The following is a 21,059-nucleotide window of genomic DNA, read 5'->3' as shown; positions in this document are numbered from 1 at the left end:
CGTCACAGCTTTGCTGGAAACGGGGCAGAAACGGTTTGGATCCGCGCCGCGATCCGACCAGGGGCCGTCCCTACAGGAACGGCGCCGGATCCTTCGGGTCGCGGGCCGGCTTCACGTCGCGCCGGTTCCACCAGCCGCCGCCGAGCGCCTGGAAGAGCGCGGCGGTGTCGGCGTACTGGTTGGCCTGGGCCTGGGCCTGGGTCACCACCGCCTGCAGATAGGCCGACTGGGTGATGAGGAGCGAGGCGCTGCTGACCGCGCCGAGGCTGAACTGCTTGCGCACCAGCTCCACGCTCTGCTGGCTCGCCTTGGCGGCGGCGTTGGCGGCGGCCACCGCGCGGCCGTCGGCCTGGAGGGCGCGCAGCGCGTCGGCGACGTTCTGGTAGGCGGTGATGACGGTGGCGCGGTACTGGGCCTGGGCCGCGACCAGGGTCTCCTCCGCCGCCTGCTGGCGCCGGAACAGGGTGCCGCCGTCGAAGAGCGGCTGGGCCACCGCGCCCGCGATCGTCCAGAGGCTGGCCGCCGGGTTGAGCAGGGCGGCGAAATTGGTCGCGCTGGCGCCGATGGCGCCCGAGAGGGTGAATTGCGGCAGGCGGTTGGCGACCGCGACGCCGACTTGGGCGCTCGCCGCATGGACCGCGGCCTCCGCCGCCTTGACGTCCGGGCGCTGCTCGATCAGCCGCGAGGGCAGGCTCACCGGCAGGGAGCGGGGCAGGTGCAGCGAGGCGAGGGTGAAGGTCTGGCTCACCTCCTCGCTCGGGAAGCGGCCGGCGAGCGCGGTCAGCAGGTTGCGCTGCTGGGCGAGCGCCCGCTGCAGCGGCGGCAGCAATTGCTGCGACTGGGCCAGCAGGGCGGTCTGCTGCACCACGTCGGCGCCCGCGACCTGGCCGGCATTCGACTGCCTGGTGATCAGGTTCAGGAGGTCGGTCTGAGCCTGGATCACCTTCTCGGTCGCGGCGATCTGGGCCCGCAGCGACGCCTCCTGGATCGCCGCCGCGACGACGTTGGAGGTCAGGGTCAGGTAGGCCGCCTCGAGCTGCCAGCGCTGCCCCTCCTCCTGCGCCGCCTGCGATTCCAGCGCCCGGCGGGTGCCGCCGAACACGTCGGGGACGAAGCTCACCGTCACCTGCGGGGTGACGAGGCTGTAGAGCAGGTCGTTGTTGTTGAGGGGCGATTGCAGGTCGCCGCCCGGGGCCTTGTTGTAGGAGGCCTGGGAGTTGAAGCCGACCTGCGGAAACAGGGCGCCGCGCTGCGCCTCCGTCGTCGCCCGCGCCGCGCGGAGCGTCGCCTGGGCGGCGTCGAGGGTCGGGTTGCGGGCGAGCGCCTCCGCCACGAGGCCGTCGAGGGCGCGGGAGCGAAACAGCGTCCACCACTCGCCCGGCACGTCGCGCCCCTGCGCGAAGCGCTGACCCACCGCGCCGTTGCGGCGATCCTCGTCGTTCAGGGCCGGGTGGCGCAGCCCCTCCCTGGTGTAGGCGGCGACCGGCGGCGGCGTCGCGCCCTGGAAGTCGGGCCCGACCATGCAGGCCGAGGCCGAGCCGGCGGCGAGCGCCGCGGCCAGGATGCGGGCGGCGGTGCGGGCGGAGGGGCGCGGCGCGGCGGGTTCCCCCGCGGTCTCGTCCGTCGCCGGGCCGGAGACCGCCGCCGGGGCGGCGGCGCGCGGCGGCACCCTGATGGCGGTCGAGAGGCGCAGGATGGCGCGCATGGGCAGCGGCAGCTTCACGTCAGCAGGGGAGGGCACGGCGAATCCGACCTGCATCTCGCTCATTCCGCCGGCTCCGGCTGTCGCGCCGCGGCCACAGGCAGGCGCGGACGGTGGCGCGAGAAGGCCGCGATCAGCACCGGCAGCACCACCAGGATCAGGATCGGGGCGAGCAGGATGCCGCCCACCACCACCAGCGCCAGGGGTTTTTGCACCTGCGAGCCGATGCCGGTCGAGATTGCGGCGGGGAGCAGGCCGACGCAAGCCGCGACGCAGGTCATCATCACCGGGCGCATGCGCACGTCGGCGGCGTGGCGGATGGCCTGTGCCCGCGCCCAGCCCTCGTCCATCAGCTGGTTGCAGTAGGAGAGCAGGATCACGCCCTCCATGGTCGAGATGCCGAACAGCGCGATGAAGCCGATCGCCGCCGAGACCGAGAACGGCGTGCCGGTGAGGACCAGGGCGAAGATGCCGCCGATCAGCGCCATCGGGATCACGCTCAGGGTGAGCAGGGTGTCGGTGAGCGAGGCGAAGTTGACGTAGAGCAGGAGCGCGATCAGCCCGATCGTCACCGGCACCACGAGCTTCAGCCGGGCGATGGCGCCCTGCAGGTTGCTGAACTCGCCGACCCATTCGAGGTGGTAGCCTGCCGGCAAGTCGACCTGCTCGGCGACGCGCCTTTGCGCCTCGATCACCGCGCCGCCGAGATCGCGCCCGCGCACGCTGAACTTGACCGGGATGTAGCGCTCCTGGTTCTCGCGGTAGATGAAGGCGGCGCCCGAGACGAGCTGGACCTGGGCGATCTCCGAGAGCGGCACCTGCATCACGCCGCCGCTCGCCGTCGTCACGCCCACCGTGATGTTGCGGATCGTCTCCAGCGAGCGGCGGTAGTCCGGCGCCAGCCGCACCCGCATCGGGAAGTGGCGGTCGCTGCCGTACTCGTAGAGGTCGCCCGCGGTCTGCCCGCCGATCGCCGCCGAGATGGTGGTGGCGATGTCGCCGGGCGCCAGGCCGTAGCGGGCGGCCCGCGCCCGGTCGATGTCGATGCGCACCGTCGGCTGGCCGAGCGAGGTGAACACCGCCAGATCGGTCACCCCCGGCACCGTGGCGAGCGCCGCCTTCACGTCGTTGGCGGTGCGGGTGATCTGCTCGAGGTCGGTGCCGTAGATCTTGACCGAGTTCTCGCCCTTCACGCCGGAGGCCGCCTCCTGGACGTTGTCCTGGATGTATTGCGAGAAGTTGAACTCGATGCCGGGCAATTCCTCGCGCAGCCGAGCCGACATCTCCTCGATCAGCTTCTCCTTGGTCAGGCCCGGCCGCCATTGGTCGGCGGGCTTCAGGGGAGCGAAGATCTCGACGTTGAAGAACCCGGTGGCATCGGTGCCGTCGTCGGGCCGGCCCTGGTGCGAGACGACCGTGGTCACCTCCGGGTAGGAGCCGATCAGCTTGCGCATCCGCTCGACGTAGGGGTTGCCCGCCTCGAGCGAGATCGAGGCCGGCATCGTGCCGCGGATGTAGAGATTGCCCTCCTCCAGCGTAGGCAGGAACTCGAGGCCGAGCGTGCGCATCGCGATGCCGGTGCAGCCGAGCATCGCCACCGTCATCAGGATCGTCAGGAGCCGGTTGTTCAGGGTGAAGCCCTGGAGCGGCCGGAACAGCGCGCGCAGGACCTTCACCACGATGGTGTCGCGCTCCTCGACGTGGTTCGGCAGGATCAGGGCCGAGAGCGCCGGCGACACCGTGTAGGTGGCGAGCAATCCGCCGACGAGCGCGTAGGCATAGGTTTTCGCCATCGGCCCGAAGATGTGGCCCTCGACGCCGGTCAGGGTGAAGAGCGGCAGGAAGCCCACGATGATGATCGAGGCGGAGAAGAAGATCGCCCGGTTCACCTCGCGCGCGGCGGACGCGATCAGGCCGATCTTGAGCCCGCTGCCGCGCTGGGGCGGGCCCTTGTGCTCGGCGAGGTGGCGGAAGATGTTCTCCACCATGATCACCGTCGCATCGACGATGAGGCCGAAATCGATCGCGCCCAGCGACAGGAGGTTGGCCGATTCGCCCCGCGCCACCATGATGGTGATGGCGAATCCCAGCGCGAATGGGATCGTGGCGGCGACGATGATCGCGCTCTTGAGGCTGCCGAGGAACAGCCACTGCACCAGGAACACCAGCACCACGCCGAAGATCAGGTTGTGCATCACCGTGTGGGTGGTGGTGTGGATGAGCGCGCTGCGGTCGTAGAGCGGCACCACCTGGACCCCCGGCGGCAGGATGCCCGACGCGTTGATCTTCTCGATCTCGGCCTCGACCCGCTGGATCGTCGGCAGGCTCTTGCCGCCGCGGCTCAGGAGCACGATGCCCTCGACGATGTCGCCGTTATTCTCGTGGCCGACGATACCGAGGCGCGGCGCGTTGCTGACCTGGACCTCCGCGACGTCCTTCACCAGCACCGGCACGCCGCCCACCTGCGTGATCATGGTGTTGCGGATGTCGTCCATGTCGCGGATCAGGCCGACGCCGCGCACCACCGCCGATTGCTCGCCGACATTGAGCGTCTGGCCGCCGACATTGGTGCTGGAATTGTTCAGTGCCGAGACGACCTGGACCAGGGTCAGTCCCTGCGCCTGGAGCTTGTGCAGGTCGACCGCGACCTCGAACTCCTTGGTCTTGCCGCCGAAGGCCGAGACGTCGACGACGCCGGGAATCGCCTTGAAGCGGCGCTGCAGCACCCAGTCCTGCAGGGTCTTCAGGTCGGTCGAGGAGAAGCCCGGCGGGCCCACCACCTGATAGCGCATGATCTCGCCGATCGGGCTCGTCGGCGAGATCTGCGGCTGGGCGTTGTTCGGCAGCGGCGGAAGCTGCGACAGCCGGTTCAGCACCCGCTGCAGCGCCTCCTGGTAGGTGAAGTCGTAGGTGAACTGGATCTTCACGTCCGACAGGCCGAACAGCGAGATCGTCCGCGTCACCGTGGCGTTGGGGATGCCGGCGAGCTGCACCTCGAGCGGGATGGTGATGTAGCGCTCGATCTCCTCGGCCGACTGGCCCGGATTCTGGGTGATGACGTCGACGAGCGGCGGCACCGGGTCCGGATAGGCCTCGATGTTGAGCTGCTGGAAGCTGGCATAGCTGATCCCGAGCATCGCCAGGAACAGCAGCAGCACCAGCACCCGCTGGCGCAGGGCGAAGTCGATCAGGCGGTTCATGGGGCGCGATCCTCAGGACGCCGACGATCAGGACGCTTTGTCGCCGGAGGCGGCGCGGTCGATGAACAGGCTGCCGCGGGTGACCACGCGCTCGCCGACCTTGAGCCCGTCCACGACCTGGACGAGGCCGCCGCCGGTCAGCCCGAGGGCGACCTTGCGCGACACGATGGTGCCGTCCGGCTGCTCGACCCAGATCCGGGCGCGGGCACCCTCGTAGACGATCGCGGAAGCCGGGATCGCCGGGGCGCTCTCGTCGCGGCCGGTCAGGATCGTGAAGGTCGCGAACATCTCGGGCCGCAGCAGGCCCTCGGCATTGTCGATCTCGGCCCGCACCGGCAGGCGCCGCGTCGCGGGATCGAGGGAGGCCGCCATGTAGTTGATGCGGGCCTTGAACACCCGGTCGGGGAAGCCGATCACGCTGGCCTCCAGCTCCTGGCCGAGCTTGATCCGCGGCACCTCGGTCTCGCGCACGTTGGCCACGAGCCACACGGTCGAGAGATCGCCGATGACGAAGGCCGGGTCGCTGCCCGCGGCGAGATACTGGCCCAGGCCGATCTTGCGCTGCACGATGGTGCCGGCGATCGGCGCGCGGATCTCGGTCGCCGAGCTGATCACCCCGCTCTTGGCGAAGGCCTCGATCTCCGCGTTCGACTTGCCGAGGAGCAGGAGGCGGTTGCGCACCGCCTGGAGCGCGGCCTCGGCCGAGCGCTGGTCGCTCTGCGCCGCGATCACGTCGTTCTGGGCCTGCTGCCAGTCCTTCAATGCCACGGCCTTGGCCTGGTAGAGTTCCTGGAGCCGGGCCGCCACGGTCTGGTTGAGCTTGAGCAGGGCGGAGTTCTTGGCGAGCGTGTTCTGTGCCGCCTGATAGTCGTTGAGGGCGGAGACCATGTCGGCGGCCTCCAGGGTGAACAGCACCTGGTTGGCCGTCACCCGGTCGCCGGCCCGGACCATCACCTTGGTCACCCGGCCGGCATAGGGCGAGTAGACCGGGACGTTGTCGTCCTCGTTGACGCCGATCCGCCCTTCCGCGAAGCCCTCGGGCCGGAACTCCCGGGCCTGCACGGTCTCGATGCCGAAGCTCGCGAGCTGCTGCTTGGTCGGCCGGAAGACCGGCGCCGCGGCGGTCTCGCCGGGTTCCGGTGCCTGGCCCTCGACGCCCTCGCGCTGCACGAGCAGCGTGGCGAGGCGCTCGCGCACGGGCGCGAGGGCGGGCACGAACCAGATCGCCAGGCCGGCGCCCGCGAGGAGCAGGACGGTGACGATCCAGCCGAGGCCGCGGCGGCGGCGCGCCGGGGCGTCCTTGGCCAGAGTCACCTGGGCCAGGGTCTCTTGGGCCAGGGATTCCTGGGCCAGGGTCTCCTTGGCCAGGGATTCCCGGGCCCGGGATTCCTGGGTCAGGGGATTGTTGGTGTCCATCGCGCGCCGATCATCCGCCGGGGTGCGGTCGGATCCCGGGACGCCCGCTCGCGGCCGGCCCCGGCGACGGGGCATCCGCTTCGGTCCCGGGCCGGCCGATCGGCCCCTGTCTGTGCCTCAAGTCCGAACCCGCCGGGTGTCCTGCCGTGTCCCTGCGTCAGTTCCATGACGGGGACGGATGACGAGGCAGGATCCGGGCCGCGGCGCCGCACCTCGCGGAGGGCGCCCCGTGACCGTCTCTTGGCGAGCAAACCGAAAGCAAGTCAAGGATGCCCGGCTGCGCATCCGCCCGTGCCGGCGGCGCGGCGCCGGGCCGGACGGCGGCGGCCGATCCGCGGGGGAAAAGCGTGTCGTCGTCGGCGCTTGCCCGGGCCGGAACACTCTCTCGCCGCAACGGGATTAGGCCGTTCGGGCGAGGCCGAGCCGGATTGTTAGATCATGTGGCATCGGTCCGCCGCCTTGACCGAAGGGAGGGTGTGGCCGAGTTTTCCCGGACAGGCGCGGGCCTTCCGCGCGCAAGAGCGTCGATGAGCCGAATGTCCGTCCGCGACCCGATTCTCCACAGCACGCCGATCGCCGAGCTGCGCCCGACCCAGATGACGGTCGGCTACCGGGAGGTGGCGGCGAAGCGCAAGCGCTGGCGCGAGACCCAGGACGACAAGGACCGCGAGGCGTTCCTCGCCTCGCACATGATTCCGGTGCTGCTCGGGCCGAAGAAGCGCCGCTACGTCGTCGACCACCACCACCTCGCCCGCGCCCTCCAGGAGGAGGGAGTGGAGAGCGTGCTCACCACCGTGGTGGCCGACCTGCACCACCTCGAGAAGGACGCGTTCTGGGTCGTGGCCGACCACCGCGCCTGGGTCCATCCCTACGACGCGGACGGCGTGCGCCGGGACGTCGGCGACCTGCCGAAGCGGATCGAGGATCTGGCGGACGACCCCTTCCGCAGCCTCGCCGGCGAATTGCGCCGCTCCGGGGGGTTCGCCAAGGACACGACGCCGTTCAGCGAGTTCCTGTGGGCCGATTTCCTGCGCCGGAACATCAAGCGCAAGATCATCAAGGACGATTTCTCCGAGGCCATGGAGGAGGCCATGGCCCTCGCCCGCTCCAAGGCTGCCGTGTACCTGCCGGGCTGGTGCGGGCCGCACGAGGATTAAGGGTTCGAGGCCCGATAGCGCCGGTTCCCTGCGCGCCGTCCGAATTCCGCCGCGCGGCCTCCGGACGACGCCGAGACGTGGAAACGAGGACGCCTGTCGGCGTTTCCGCTCCCGCGCCGCCTGCCCTGTGCCGATAAGGTATATTCCTCCCATCAAGTTTATTTGCCGCAGGCCGTCCGTTCGGCCTAGTCTTCCGCGACGCGGCGCGACGGGATTCGTGCCGGACGGGGGACCTCCTGATGTTCGAGTCGCTCCTGAAGGGCATCGGCGCCGAGCCGGTTGACAACGAGACCCATTTCTACCGGTTCGATCCCAAGCCCGACATCACCGCCTACGAGCTCGCCCTGATCCTGCGGCGCTTCGGCGCCCTGACGGCGGGCGCGGCGCCGCTGCACGGCGTGATGCTGATGCCGTGGGAGACCCTGGAAGACTCCTACGCCCGGCATTTCGAGCTGGCGCCGCACGGCATGTTCCAGGGCTGACCGATCGGGGCCGACGGCAAGGCCTGGCGGCACGGGCAGGATCCGCATCGCTGCGGCGGCGCGGCAACACTCGGTTTACCATTCCGTCCGATGGTCGCGGCTGGTGAACGAGGGTCCTACGCAAGCCATGATGTCCCGCGCGGAACGCTCGCATCTCGGCGACTGGTGGTGGACGGTCGACCGGGCGCTGCTCGCCGGCCTCGGCGTCCTGATGACGGCCGGGCTGGTCTTCCTGATGGCCGGCGGCCCGCCGGTGGCCGAGCGCCTCGGCCTGCCGACCTTCCACTTCCTCAACCGGCAGGTGATGTACCTGCTGCCGACCATCGCCCTGATCCTGGCGGTGTCGTTTCTCTCCCTGCGCCACATCCGGCGCATGGCGCTGGTCACCTACGGCCTCGGCATCGTGCTGTGCATCGCGGCGACCAAGTACGGGCCCGAGATCAAGGGCGCGCATCGCTGGATCCAGTTCGGCTCGATCGGCGTGCAGCCCTCCGAGTTCGTGAAGCCCGCCTTCGTGATCCTGGCCGCCTGGGCCTTCGCCGAGGGCGCGCGCCGGCGCGACATGCCGGGCGGCACGCTCGCCGTGCTGCTCCTGCCGATGACCATCGTGCCGCTGATCCTGCAGCCGGATTTCGGCCAGACCATGCTGGTGACCATGGTGTGGTGCGCGATGGTGTTCGTCGCCGGCCTGCACTGGTTCTGGGTCGGCGGCCTCGGCGGGGCCGGCCTCGTCGGCGTGGCGGCGGCCTACGAGTTCCTGCCCCACGTGCGGGCCCGCATCCAGCGCTTCATGGACAAGGATTCGGGCGACAACTTCCAGACCTTCTGGTCGCAGGAATCGTTCAATTCCGGCGGCTGGTTCGGCACCGGCCCGGGCGAGGGCGTCGCCAAGCGCCACCTGCCCGACGCCCATACCGACTTCATCTTCTCGGTGGCGGGCGAGGAGTTCGGCGTCATCATCTGCGTCGGCATCGTCCTGCTCTTCGCCTTCATCGTGATGCGCGGACTGGTCCTGGCCCGGCGCAGCGACGACATCTTCTGCCGGCTCGCCATCACTGGGCTCACCGCCCTGTTCGGCCTCCAGGCCTGCATCAACATGGCGGTGAACACCCGGCTGATGCCGGCCAAGGGCATGACCCTGCCGTTCATCTCCTACGGCGGCTCGTCGCTGATCTCGCTCGCCCTCGGGATGGGCTTCCTCATCGCCCTCACCCGGCGCCGGCCGCGCACGACGCTGCTCAACCGCGACGAGGGGCTGGCGCACTGAGTCGGCGCAACCCCGAGTGGTGCTTCCCTCCAAGGGGTGACCTGGCGGCCCCGTCGTGACAAACGGGGTCGACCGACCGACCGGAGACCGCATGTCCGGAGACCGCCTTTCCATGCCCCGCCCCGCCCCGGCCGCCCGATGACCGTCGCCCAACCCCTCGTGCTCCTCGCCGCGGGCGGCACCGGCGGCCACCTGTTTCCGGCCGAGGCCCTGGCCCTGCGGCTGCGCGAGCGCGGCATCCGGGTCGTGCTCGCCACCGACAGCCGGGTCGCGGCGCTGTCCGGCGAGTTCCCGGCCTCGGAGATCGTGGCGGTGCCCTCCGCCACCCCCTCGAGCGGGCGCTCTCCCCTACGCCGTGTCGCCGCCTTCGCGACCCTCGGGCGCGGTTTCGCGGCGGCGATCCGGGAGGTGCGCCGCCTCAACCCGGCGGTGGTCGTCGGATTCGGCGGCTACCCCACCGTGCCGCCCCTGCTCGCCGCCCAGATGCTGCGGGTGCCGACGCTCCTGCACGAGCAGAACGCCGTGATGGGCCGGGCGAACGGGTTCCTGGCCCGCGGCGCCTCCGTGATCGCCACCGGCTTTCCCGAGGTGCGGGGCGTGCCCGCCAAGGCCACGGCGCGCCGGGTCCATACCGGCAACCCGGTCCGTCCGGCGGTCCTGGCGGCGGCCGGGATGCCCTATCCGGGCGTAGGACCCGACGCCCCGCTCCAGCTCCTCGCCTTCGGCGGCAGCCAGGGCGCCCGGGTGATGAGCGACGTGGTGCCCGACGCCGTCGTGCGGTTGCCGGCGGCGTTGCGCGCCCGCCTCACCGTGATCCAGCAGGCGAGGGCCGAGGATCTCGCCCGGGTGCAGGCGCTCTACGAGGGCGCGGGGCTTTCCGCCTTCACGGTGGCGCCGTTCTTCAAGGACCTGCCGGCCAAGATGGCGACCTCCCACCTCGTCGTCGCGCGCTCGGGTGCCTCGACGGTGGCGGAACTCGCGGTGATCGGCCGGCCGTCGATCCTGGTGCCGCTCCCCGGCGCCCTCGACCAGGACCAGGCGGCGAACGCCGCGGTGCTGGAGCGGATCGGCGCCGCCTTTCCCAGACCACAAACGGACTTCACCCCTGAGCGGCTGGCCGCCGATCTCGGTACGCTGCTCGGCGATCCCGACCGGCTCGCAAAGGCGGCCGCGGCCGCCAAGGGCGCCGGCCTGCCCGACGCCGCCGAGCGCCTCGCCGCCCTGGTGGTCGAGACCGCCGTCACGGCCCGCTAGAGCACCGCCCGATCGCAAGGCGATCGGGCGGTGCTCTAGGTGTTTGATTTTGCCGCATTTTCTGAGGCGAACGGGTTTCCACGTCGTCGGAAAATGCTCTCGCGGCCCTTCATCGACCATGCCGGCCCGCGAGGCGCCGTCCATCGAACAAGAAGACAAAGGACCCCGACTTCCATGAAGCTGCCGAACCAGCTCGGACCCATCCACTTCATCGGCATCGGCGGCATCGGCATGTCCGGCATCGCCGAGGTGATGCACAATCTCGGCTACACGGTGCAGGGCTCGGACGCGTCCGACAACGCCAACGTGCGCCGCCTCGCCGAGAAGGGCATCCGCACCTTCGTCGGCCACCGGGCCGAGAATCTCGCCGACGCCGCCCTGGTGGTGGTCTCGACCGCGATCCGCCGCGACAACCCGGAGCTGATCTCCGCCCGCGAGCGCCGCCTGCCGGTGGTGCGCCGGGCCGAGATGCTGGCCGAGCTGATGCGCTTCAAGTCCTGCGTCGCGGTGGCGGGCACCCACGGCAAGACCACCACCACCTCGCTCGTCGCCACCCTGCTCGATGCCGGCGAGCTCGATCCCACCGTCATCAACGGCGGCATCATCAACGCCTACGGCACCAACGCCCGGATGGGCGAGGGCGACTGGATGGTGGTCGAGGCCGACGAATCCGACGGGACCTTCCTGAAGCTGCCGGCCGACATCGCCATCGTCACCAATATCGACCCCGAGCACCTCGACCATTTCGGCTCGTTCGACGCGATCAAGGACGCCTTCCGCGCCTTCATCGACAACATCCCGTTCTACGGCTTCGCGGTGATGTGCATCGACCACCCGACGGTGCAGGATCTCGTCGGGCGCATCGAGGACCGGCGCATCATCACCTACGGCGAGAACCCGCAGGCCGACGTGCGCCTGATCGACGTCGACCTGAAGGGCGGCCAGAGCCGGTTCCGGGTGATGATCCGCGACCGCCGCCCCGGCTTCCGGATGGAGATGGAGGACCTCGTCCTGCCGATGCCGGGCAAGCACAACGCCCTCAACGCCACGGCGGCGCTGGCGGTGGCCCACGAGCTCGGCGTCTCGCCCGACGCGATCCGCAAGGCGCTGGCGAATTTCGGCGGCGTCAAGCGCCGGTTCACCCGCACCGGCGAGTGGAACGGCGTCCAGATCTTCGACGATTACGGCCACCACCCGGTCGAGATCCGGGCGGTGCTGAAGGCCGCCCGCGCCTCCACCGACGGCCGCGTCGTCGCGGTGGTGCAGCCTCACCGCTACAGCCGCCTCGCCTCGCTGTTCGACGATTTCTGCACCTGCTTCAACGACGCCGACACGGTGATCGTCGCTCCCGTCTACGCGGCCGGCGAGGCGCCGATCGAGGGCATCGACCGCGACACCCTGGTGGCGGGCCTGACCTCCCGCGGCCACCGCAACGCCGTGGCGCTGGAGCGCACCGAGGACCTGGCCGGCATCGTCGGCGGGCTCGCGGGGCCGGGCGACTACGTGGTGTGCCTGGGCGCCGGCAACATCACGCAATGGGCCTACGCGCTCCCGGGCGAGCTTGCCTCGATCGGCGAGAAGGCGGCGTGAGGCGCTGACATTCCGATGCGCGGCCCCGACGATCCCGGTACGGCGCCGGCCCGCACGCTGAGGCGGACCCAGACCGATGCCGAACGGGCGCTCTGGGCGCACTTACGCGACCGGCGCCTGGCAGAGGCCGAGTGCGCGCGCCAAATGGCGATCGGCCGCTACTACGCGGGCTTCGCCTGCCGTGAGGGGAAGCTGATCGTCGAACTCGACGGCAGCCAGCACGCCGAGAGCGGCGACGACCGCGAGCGCGACGCCTGGCTGGCGTCGCAGGGTTGGCGCGTATTCCGGTTCTGGAACGGCGAGGTCGCGCGCAATGTGACGGGCGTCCTCGACACCATCATGGCCGCCATTGTAGAGCGCCGCCCCTCCTCCTCTCCCCGCGGGCGGGGAGAGGGCCGTGTCTCCCTTGTCGGGGACACGGCAAGCCCGCAGGGCGGGGGTGAGGGGGTGTCTCCGGAAGAATCTCATTCGGCACCACCCCCTCACCCTCGCTCCGGCTTCGCCCCCGCTAGCTCCGTCGACGACAAGGTCGCCGGAGCCCTCTCCCCGCCCGCGGGGAGAGGGGAGGGGCGACCTGCATCATCCCGAACGGATCCATGACCACCTCCGCCGCCATCCTCGCCGCCCTGGAGCCCGCCGCCCTGCGCGGCCGCCTCCTGCCCGACCACCCGCTCGCCGACCTGACCTGGTTCCGGGTCGGGGGGCCGGCCGACCTGCTGTTCACCCCCGCCGACGAGGACGACCTCGCCGCGGCGCTGGCCGCCCTCCCGCCGGACGTGCCCGTGACGGTGATCGGGCTCGGCTCGAACCTGATCGTGCGCGACGGCGGCGTGCCGGGGCTGGTGATCCGCCTCGGCGGCAAGGCCTTCGGGTCGATTGCGATCGACGGCGAGACGATCCGGGCCGGGACCGCGGTTCCCGACATGAAGCTCGCCCGCGCGGCCGCCGAGGCCGGGCTCGACGGCCTCGCCTTCTATCGCGGCATCCCCGGCTCGGTCGGGGGGGCTCTCAGGATGAATGCCGGGGCGCATGGCGGCGAGACCACCGACGTGCTGGTCGAGGCCCGCGCCGTCGACCGCTCGGGGATTCTGCATGTCCTCTCGCAGGCCGACATGGGCTTCGCCTACCGCCACTGCTCGGCGCCCGCCGACCTGATCTTCACCCAGGCGACCTATCGCGGACGGCCCGGCGACCGGGCTTCGATCGAGGCCGAGATGGACCGCGTCACCGCGGCCCGCGAGGCGGCGCAGCCGATCCGCGAGCGCACCGGCGGCTCGACCTTCAAGAATCCCCCCGGGGGCAAGGCCTGGCAGCTCGTCGACGCGGCCGGCTGCCGAGGGCTGACCCGCGGCGGCGCCCAGGTCTCGGAGATGCACTGCAACTTCCTGATCAACCGCGGCGGCGCCTCGGCCGCCGACATCGAGGGCCTGGGCGAGGAGGTGCGCAGGCGGGTGCGCGAGACCTCGGGGATCGAGCTGCACTGGGAGATCAAGCGGGTCGGCGTGGCCGCCCGCTGATTCGCGAATCGCCCGGGCGTTAACCACCCGGCCGGGCCTGCGGGCCCGCAGACCCTGCGACGGGATGACCGGGTCTTAACCGAACGAGGAACGCCGCGCGGCTCCCGAAAGCCGGACGACCCGCGCGGTGCGGGAGGGCGTCGCCGTCCCGGAGCCGGACGAGCGCACCGCGGAAAAGATCTTGTGAGACCAAGGGCTTCCCACCGCGATCCGGACCCCGCGCCGGCCGGCCCGGGCCCTCCGGATCGCCTGGTCCCGGCGCCCCCGCCGGGGGGATGCAGCGTTGCAGCACCGGGCCCCGGCGGGGGCGCGATCCCTGTGCGCCCGGCGAAAACTTTACCGGATATTTACCAGCGAGTTCGAGAGTTGGCGTTAACGGCGCATCAAGCACTTGGATGCCGGGCGTGAGCCGTGCCGACCCCTCGCGACGACGACGCTCCGGTCCTTCGACCGGTCGCCGGGCGAGCGAGGGCCGACACGGACAGCGCTCCCGGACGATCGAGGGAAGCCGATGCGCCGGAGATCGCAGCCCGTGCCGGGTATCGTTTTCGGTGAATTCGTCCGATGGATGGTGGTGGACGCTTCCCTGAGCCCCTGACCGACGCCGGCTATGCCGGCGGAGAGGCCGGCACGCCCGCTCCCCAGACGGGGACGGCGCCGGCCTGGGGCGCTCCCTCGCGCGATCCGCGCCTGAGCGGCGCGATCCTCGCCCGCGTCCTGCCGCGGTTCCTGCGCCCGCGCCGCGCCTCGGTGGCGGTGCCGATCGAGCGGCGGATGCCGCGGCATCTCGGGATGGGCCTGGCCTTCGGGTTCTTCGGCCTCGTCGCGGTGGCCGGCTTCGTGTCCGGCGGCGGCTACGCCGAGATCTCGGCCCGCTACGGCACGCCCTTCGACATGGCCGCCCGCCGCCTCGGCTTCGGCCTCGACAAGGTCACGATCACCGGGCTCGTGCAGCTGCGCTCGGCCGAGATCCTGAAGGCCGCCGGCCTCGACCAGCGCAACTCGCTGCCGTTCCTCAGCGTGGTCGACGTGCGCGACCGGCTGTCCACCGTGCCGCTGATCGGCGCGGTCTCGGTGCGCAAGATCTATCCCCGCGAGCTGCTCATCACCCTCACCGAGCGCGAGCCGAGCGCGCTGTGGCAGCGCAACGGCGAGATCGCCGTGATCGCCGCCGACGGCACGGTGATCGACCAGATGCGCGACGGCCGCTTCTCCGACCTGCCGCTGGTGGTGGGCGAGGAGGCGAACCTGCGCACCAAGGACTACCTCGCGCTCCTCGAGGCGGCGGGGCCGCTCCGCGACCGGATCCGGGCCGGCACCCTGGTCTCGGGACGGCGCTGGACCCTGAAGCTCGACGGCATCGACGTGCGCCTGCCCGAGGCCGGCGCCCGCGAGGCGGTGGCCCGCCTGGTCAAGCTCGAGGCCGAGTCGAGCCTGCTCGAGAAGGACATCATCGCGGTCGACCTGCGGCTGCCCGACCGGGTGGTGGTGCGGCTGACCGAGGAGGGCGCGGCGGCGCGCCTGGAGGCCCAGAAGAAGTCCAAGAAACCGAAGGGTACCGAGACATGACCCGCGCGCGAGACGTGACGCCCGCCGGTCTTCCCGGTGCCTCCATTCCCCTCCATTCCCTGTCATCCCCGGTGAGCGTCGCGTCATGAGTCTCCTCCAGCACGGTCTCACGCCGCGCTTAAAGCCGCTCTCGGCGCGCCGCAGCGCGACCCTGTCGGTGCTCGACATCGGCACCAGCAAGATCGTCTGCCTCGTGGCCGAGCTGCAGCCGGTCGAGACGCTGGCGACCTTGCGCGGCCGCACCCACCTCGCCCGCATCATCGGCATCGGCCACCAGCGCTCGCTCGGCCTCAAGGGCGGCGGCGTGGTCGATCTCGAGGCGGCCGAGACCGCGATCCGCCAGGCGGTCCACGCCGCCGAGCGCATGGCCCGGGTCGAGGTGCAGTCCGTCATCGTCAGCCTGTCGGGCGGGCGGCTCGGCTCGCAGCATTTCGACGCCAAGGTCCCGGTGCGCACCGGTGCCGTGACCGGCTCGGACGTGCAGCGGGTGCTGGAGGCGGCGAGCACCCACAGCATCAGCCCGGGGCGCGCGGTGCTGCACGCCCTGCCGACCGGCTACTCCCTCGACCAGCAGAGCGCGGTGGTCGATCCGTCGGGCATGCTCGGCGAGCGCCTCGGCGTCGACCTGCACGTCGTGACGGCCGAGATCGCCGCCGCCCGCAACCTGATGCTGGCGGTCGAGAACACCCACCTGCGGGTCGAGGCGGTGATCGCCACCCCCTACGCCTCGGGCCTGTCGGCGCTGGTCGACGACGAGGCCGAGATGGGCGTCGCGGTCGTCGACATGGGCGGCGGCACGACGAGCGTCGGGGTGTTCTCCGGCGGCCACCTCGTCCATTGCGACGCGCTCGCGGTCGGCGGCCACCACGTCACCATGGACATCGCCCGCGGGCTCTCGACCCGGGTGGCGGCGGCGGAGCGGCTGAAGACCCTCTACGGCGCCGCCATGGCGACGGCGTCGGACGAGCGCGACATGATCGCGGTCCACGGCGTCGACGAGGACGAGCGCGACCTGCCGCACCACATCCCGAAATCGCACCTCGTGCGGATCATCCGCCCGCGGGTCGAGGAGGTGCTGGAACTGGTGCGCGACCGCCTGCGCAACGCCGGCTTCGCCGCCCAGGCCGGGCGCCGGGTGGTGCTGACGGGCGGCGCGAGCCAGCTCGTCGGCCTGCCGGAGGTCGCCCGGCGCATCCTGCAGGGCCAGGTCCGGATCGGCCGGCCGCTCGGCATCAAGGGGCTGCCCGAGGCCGCCAAGGGCCCGGCCTTCTCGGCCGCGGTCGGCCTCCTGGTCTACCCCCAGGTCTCGCATGTCGAGCATTTCGAGCCCCGCGGCCAGACCGGCCACGCGGGTCTCGGATCGGACACCTACCTCTCCAAGGTCGGACGCTGGATCCGGGAGAGCTTCTAACGGGATCGCCTCCCGGCGCGGGCCCCGGAAACGGGCCGCACCGGAGGGGCGGGACGGCAAACGGCGTCACCAAGGCGCCACCAGAAACGTAACGATCATCAGAGGCTCGCGCATCATGGCCATCTCCCTGCAAGCTCCGGACATCCGCGAACTGAAGCCCCGCATCACCGTGTTCGGCGTCGGCGGCGCCGGCGGCAACGCCGTCAACAACATGATCGAGTCGGGTCTCCTCGGCTGCGAGTTCGTGGTCGCCAACACCGACGCCCAGGCGCTGACCTCCTCGAAGGCCGAGCGCGTGATCCAGATGGGCATCGGGGTCACGCAAGGGCTCGGCGCCGGCTCGCAGCCCGATGTCGGCCGCGCCGCCGCCGAGGAGGTGATCGACGAGATCCGCGATCAGCTCTCGGGCGCCCATATGTGCTTCATCACCGCCGGCATGGGCGGCGGCACCGGCACCGGCGCGGCCCCGGTCATCGCCCGCACCGCCCGCGACATGGGCATCCTGACGGTCGGCGTCGTCACCAAGCCGTTCCAGTTCGAGGGCGTGCGCCGCATGCGCACCGCCGAGTCGGGCATCAACGAGCTGCAGCAGGCCGTCGATACCCTGATCGTGATCCCGAACCAGAACCTGTTCCGGGTCGCCAACGAGAAGACCACCTTCGCGGACGCCTTCGCGATGGCCGACCAGGTGCTCTATTCGGGCGTCGCCTGCATCACCGACCTGATGGTGAAGGAGGGTCTCATCAACCTCGATTTCGCCGACGTGCGGGCGATCATGCGCGGCATGGGCAAGGCGATGATGGGCACCGGCGAGGCGTCGGGCGAGAAGCGCGCCAACCGCGCCGCGGAAGCCGCGATCGCCAACCCGCTCCTCGACGACGTCTCGATGAAGGGCGCCCGCGGCCTGCTGATCTCGATCACCGGCGGCAACGACCTCACCCTCTACGAGCTCGACGAGGCCGCCACCCGCATCCGCGAGGAGGTCGATTCCGACGCCAACATCATCCTGGGCGCCACCTTCGACGAGAGCCTCGACGGCATCATCCGGGTCTCGGTCGTCGCCACCGGCATCGAGCCGGCCCTGATCAACGCCAACGCCATCGGCTCGCCGGAGATCGCCCAGACCGAGCAGCGCATCGCCGAGGTCGCCGAGCGCCTGCGCGCCGAGGCCCGGGCCCGGGCCGCCGCGCCGTCGGCGCCGTCCTCCACCGCCTCCTTTCGTCCCGCCGAGGCCGCGGTAGCGCGCGCCCCGGCGCCGGAGCCGGTGGCGCATGCCCCGATGCACGCCCCGCTGCATGCCCAGACCTCCGCGCCCGAGCCCGCCCGGATGGAGCTGCCCGGCGCCCACCAGGCCGCCAGCCTGATGCGCGACGAGGTGCAGATCACCCCGACCCAGCCGCGCCAGGCCCCGGTCTACGAGCCGGCCCCGGCCCCGCATTCCGAGGCGCAGATGCCGATGAGCTCCGGCCCGTTCATCCCGCCGTCCCCGGCGGTGGTGCGCGCGCCGCGCATGCCCCGGGTCCAGGACCTGCCGATGCCGGCCCAGAACCAGATCCGGGCCAGCCGCGGCGAGGAGCCGGTGCAGCAGGTGACCCCCGACGCCAAGCGCACCTCGCTGCTGCGCCGCCTCGCCACCGTCGGCTTCGGCGGCCGGCGCGAGGACGAGGCCGGCCATCCGGCCCAGGCTCCGGCTCCGGCCCACGCTCCGACGGCCCATGCCCCGCAGCCGGCGCCGCGGCCGATGCCCCAGGCTCCGATGCCCCAGGCGCCGATGCAGCACCACGCCGCCCCGGCCCCGCGCCAGGCCGCCCCGCAGGCCTATGCCCCGCAGGGCTACGCGCCGCAGCCGCAGGGCTACCGCCCGGCACAGGGCAACCTCGACGCGCAGGGCCGCGCGGTCCCGGCCGGCAACCGCATGATGGACGACGATCAGCTCGAGATCCCGGCCTTCCTGCGTCGCCAGGCGAACTGAGGACGCCGCCGGTCCCGCGGGGCCCGCCCGAAAGGCGGAGCCCCGGGGGCTTGCGCCCCGCCACGATCCTGCCATGAGGCCGCCCGGTGCAGCCCAAAAGACACACCCCGAGGCCACCCGGCCTCGGGGTTTACGCGTTCTTCAAGCTTTTGATTCAGAACGGTTTTCCGCGGCCGGAGAGGGGCCGCCGGGCTGTTACAGACCGTAAGAATCCGTGATTTGGCCGTGCTTGAGAGCGCGACTATAGCTGTCCTAAGCACAAGGGCGAAGGCCGCGCCACCCGCCGGCACCGACACCCACAGGGGCTTCAAGCAACGGACGGATCGCCTCGAACGTGGGCCCGGCAACGGGACCCGATGGTGAGTCGCGGCCGAGGGCTGAGGTAATGAGAACAAGTCAGCAGACGACCCTACGCTCCGCCGCGGGCCTTTCAGGCATCGGCGTCCATTCCGGCAACCCCGTCTCGATCACTCTTCATCCCGCGGAGGCGAATCACGGCATCGCCTTCCTGCGCACCGGCCTCCCCGGCGGCCGCGACCGCCTCATCCAGGCCCATCACGCCCAGGTCAGCGCCACCGAGCTCTGCACCGTCATCGGCAGCCGCGAGACCGGCGCCGTCGCCACCATCGAGCACCTGATGTCCGCCCTCTACGGGCTCGGCATCGACAACTGCCTCGTCGAGATCGACGGGCCCGAAATGCCGATCCTCGACGGTAGCGCCGCTCCCTTCGTGACGGCGATCGAGGCGGCCGGCGCCATCTCCTGCGGCACCCCCCGCCGCTTCATCAAGGTGCTGAAGACCGTCCGGACCGAGAAGGGACGCGCCTATTCCGAGCTGCGCCCGTTCGAGCGCGGCTTCCACCTCGACGTCGAGATCGACTTCGAGAGCCCGGTGATCGGCCGCAGCCGCAAGGCGCTGACCCTCACCCCCGCCGCCTATCGCCGCGAGATCGCCCGCGCCCGCACCTTCGGGATGATGCGCGACGTCGAGCGCTACTGGAAGGCCGGCTTCGCGCTCGGCGCCTCGCTCGAGAACACCGTCGCGGTCGGCGACGGCGGCGTCGTCAACCCCGAAGGCCTGCGCTACCCGGACGAGTTCGTCCGCCACAAGCTCCTCGATGCGGTCGGCGACCTGGCGCTGGCCGGCCTGCCGATCCTCGGCGCCTACCAGTCCTTCTGCGGCGGGCACGGTCTCAACGTCGCGGTGCTGACCGCCCTCTTCGCCGACCGGTCGAACTACGCCATCGTCGAGGGGGCTTCCGCGCGGCGCGAGCCGGTCTTCGCCGAGTTCGGCGTCGGCCTCGGTGCGGCGGTCTACGCGCCCGAACTCTGAAGAATGCCTTGCCGCGGGCTGTTGCGAACGAGCAACGGCCGGCCGCTTTCGCCGCCTCGCGGTGGACCTTCTGCCTCTTCGCGCCGCTTTGGCGCCCTATTCGCCCCGCAGGGTTAAGAGGTTCCTGACCGACGGCCCCCGCTCCGACCCGAGCTGTGGCCGTCACGGGCTTGGCGCGCCGCGCCGGCCTGCGCTAAGGGGCTCGTGGATCAGCGGCCGTGCACAGGGCCGCCTGCTTGGGGAAGAACCCGAATGCCGTTCGCCCACCCGCTTCGCGACGCGAAGGTGACCGTCCTGCGGACCGCGCTGCTGGCGGCGTGCGGCCTCGGGCTCGCCGGCTGCGACGCGATCGATTCCATCAACCCGTTCGCCTCCGAGAAGTACAAGCCGGAGGTCGTCGCCGACACCCCGGCCGACAAGCTCTACAGCCAGGGCCTCGCGAAGCTCGAGGACCGCGACTACGAGGGCGCGACGAAGCGGTTCGAGGATCTCGACAAGCAGTACGCCTATTCCGACTGGTCGCGGAAGGCGGTGCTGATGACCGCCTATTCGAACTACGAGGGCGGCCGCTACGAGGATGCGATCACCGCCTCGAAGCGCTACCTCCAGCGCCATCCGGGCTCGAAGGATGCGGCCTACGCCCAGTACCTGCTGGCGATGTCGCACTACAAGCAGATCCCGGACGTGACCCGCGACCAGGACCGCTCCGAGAAGGCCCTCGTGGCGCTCACCGAGCTGGTGCAGAAGTACCCGACCTCGGAATACGCCGCCGACGCCAAGGCCAAGATCCAGATCACCCGCGACCAGCTCGCCGGCAAGGAGATGGAGATCGGCCGCTACTACCTCGAGCGGCGCAACTTCCCGGCGGCGATCAACCGTTTTCGCGACGTGGTGAGCAAGTACCAGACCACCCGCCACGTCGAGGAGGCGCTGGAGCGCCTCGCCGAGGCCTACATGGCGCTCGGCATCACCGGCGAGGCCCAGACCGCCGCGGCGGTGCTCGGCCACAACTTCCCCGACTCGCCCTGGTACAAGGACGCGTTCAACCTGCTCCAGGGCGGCGGCCTGCAGCCGCGCGAGGAGAGGACGTCGTGGATCAGCAAGGCGTTCCGCGGCGTGATCGGGATGGACACCCGCACCGCCGAGGCGCAGTAAGGGCCTCACGGCCGAGAGCCGGACATGCGGCCGT

The 21,059-nt window shown here is 71.2% G+C and carries 15 protein-coding genes and 1 pseudogene; 13 read left to right on the top strand and 3 right to left on the bottom strand.

The features are described from left to right. Positions 1–70 precede the first annotated feature (70 nt). Genes G4G93_RS00775 through G4G93_RS00765 form a run of 3 tightly spaced genes read right to left on the bottom strand, consistent with a single transcriptional unit; the run spans position 71 to position 6,318 of the window. Entirely contained in the window at positions 71–1,768 is a 1,698-nt protein-coding gene (locus tag G4G93_RS00775) for an efflux transporter outer membrane subunit (protein ID WP_246736464.1), read from the bottom strand. Beyond that, positions 1,765–4,902, bottom strand: coding sequence for an efflux RND transporter permease subunit (locus tag G4G93_RS00770; RefSeq protein WP_165080317.1), 3,138 nt, complete (start codon positions 4,900–4,902; stop codon positions 1,765–1,767). The genes G4G93_RS00775 and G4G93_RS00770 overlap by 4 nt, the downstream gene beginning before the upstream one ends. A 27-nt stretch (positions 4,903–4,929) precedes the next feature. Then, positions 4,930–6,318 carry an efflux RND transporter periplasmic adaptor subunit gene (locus G4G93_RS00765; protein ID WP_165080315.1) on the bottom strand — a complete coding sequence of 463 codons (1,389 nt, stop codon included), beginning with the start codon at positions 6,316–6,318 and terminating at the stop codon, positions 4,930–4,932. Positions 6,319–6,854: 536 nt separating this feature from the next. On the opposite strand from G4G93_RS00765, the gene G4G93_RS00760 reads away from it, so the two are divergent. From G4G93_RS00760 to G4G93_RS00705, 13 genes and pseudogenes are all read left to right on the top strand, one after another. Next, positions 6,855–7,475, top strand: a complete 621-nt coding sequence (locus G4G93_RS00760; protein ID WP_165081290.1) for a ParB-like protein — start codon at positions 6,855–6,857, stop codon at positions 7,473–7,475. A 239-nt stretch (positions 7,476–7,714) separates the two neighbouring features. Then, positions 7,715–7,957, top strand: coding sequence for a hypothetical protein (locus tag G4G93_RS00755; protein WP_165080313.1), 243 nt, complete (start codon positions 7,715–7,717; stop codon positions 7,955–7,957). Positions 7,958–8,084: 127 nt separating this feature from the next. Beyond that, complete coding sequence (locus G4G93_RS00750; protein ID WP_165081288.1) at positions 8,085–9,224, top strand: FtsW/RodA/SpoVE family cell cycle protein; 1,140 nt, start codon at positions 8,085–8,087, stop codon at positions 9,222–9,224. A gap of 138 nt (positions 9,225–9,362) precedes the next feature. Then, complete coding sequence (locus tag G4G93_RS00745) at positions 9,363–10,478, top strand: glycosyltransferase (protein WP_165080311.1); 1,116 nt, start codon at positions 9,363–9,365, stop codon at positions 10,476–10,478. 174 nt (positions 10,479–10,652) lie between these two features. Then, on the top strand, positions 10,653–12,068 hold the full coding sequence (gene murC / locus G4G93_RS00740; protein ID WP_165080309.1) for a UDP-N-acetylmuramate--L-alanine ligase: 1,416 nt from the start codon (positions 10,653–10,655) through the stop codon (positions 12,066–12,068). 15 nt (positions 12,069–12,083) lie between these two features. Next, the gene (locus G4G93_RS00735; RefSeq protein WP_165080307.1) at positions 12,084–12,668 is read left to right on the top strand and encodes an endonuclease domain-containing protein; all 585 of its coding nucleotides are present in this window, start codon (positions 12,084–12,086) and stop codon (positions 12,666–12,668) included. Then, the gene (gene murB / locus G4G93_RS00730; RefSeq protein ID WP_165080305.1) at positions 12,665–13,585 is read left to right on the top strand and encodes a UDP-N-acetylmuramate dehydrogenase; all 921 of its coding nucleotides are present in this window, start codon (positions 12,665–12,667) and stop codon (positions 13,583–13,585) included. Before G4G93_RS00735 ends, murB begins: the two co-directional genes overlap by 4 nt. A gap of 300 nt (positions 13,586–13,885) precedes the next feature. Next, positions 13,886–14,026: pseudogene (locus G4G93_RS36665) on the top strand (D-alanine--D-alanine ligase); the annotation flags it as partial. A gap of 123 nt (positions 14,027–14,149) precedes the next feature. Beyond that, positions 14,150–15,154, top strand: coding sequence for a cell division protein FtsQ/DivIB (locus tag G4G93_RS00725; RefSeq protein ID WP_165080303.1), 1,005 nt, complete (start codon positions 14,150–14,152; stop codon positions 15,152–15,154). 85 nt (positions 15,155–15,239) lie between these two features. Next, positions 15,240–16,565, top strand: coding sequence for a cell division protein FtsA (gene ftsA, locus G4G93_RS00720; RefSeq protein ID WP_165080301.1), 1,326 nt, complete (start codon positions 15,240–15,242; stop codon positions 16,563–16,565). 115 nt (positions 16,566–16,680) lie between these two features. Continuing rightward, positions 16,681–18,537, top strand: coding sequence for a cell division protein FtsZ (gene ftsZ, locus G4G93_RS00715; RefSeq protein WP_165080298.1), 1,857 nt, complete (start codon positions 16,681–16,683; stop codon positions 18,535–18,537). 385 nt (positions 18,538–18,922) lie between these two features. After that, entirely contained in the window at positions 18,923–19,870 is a 948-nt protein-coding gene (lpxC, locus tag G4G93_RS00710; protein ID WP_165080296.1) for a UDP-3-O-acyl-N-acetylglucosamine deacetylase, read from the top strand. A 252-nt stretch (positions 19,871–20,122) separates the two neighbouring features. Then, on the top strand, positions 20,123–21,025 hold the full coding sequence (locus G4G93_RS00705) for an outer membrane protein assembly factor BamD (RefSeq protein ID WP_165080294.1): 903 nt from the start codon (positions 20,123–20,125) through the stop codon (positions 21,023–21,025). Positions 21,026–21,059 lie beyond the last annotated feature (34 nt).

Origin of the sequence: Methylobacterium sp. DB0501 (assembly GCF_011043735.1) — a bacterium.
GTDB classification, from domain to species: Bacteria; Pseudomonadota; Alphaproteobacteria; order Rhizobiales; family Beijerinckiaceae; genus Methylobacterium; species Methylobacterium alsaeris.
This window is presented reverse-complemented; position numbering and strand designations above follow the sequence as displayed.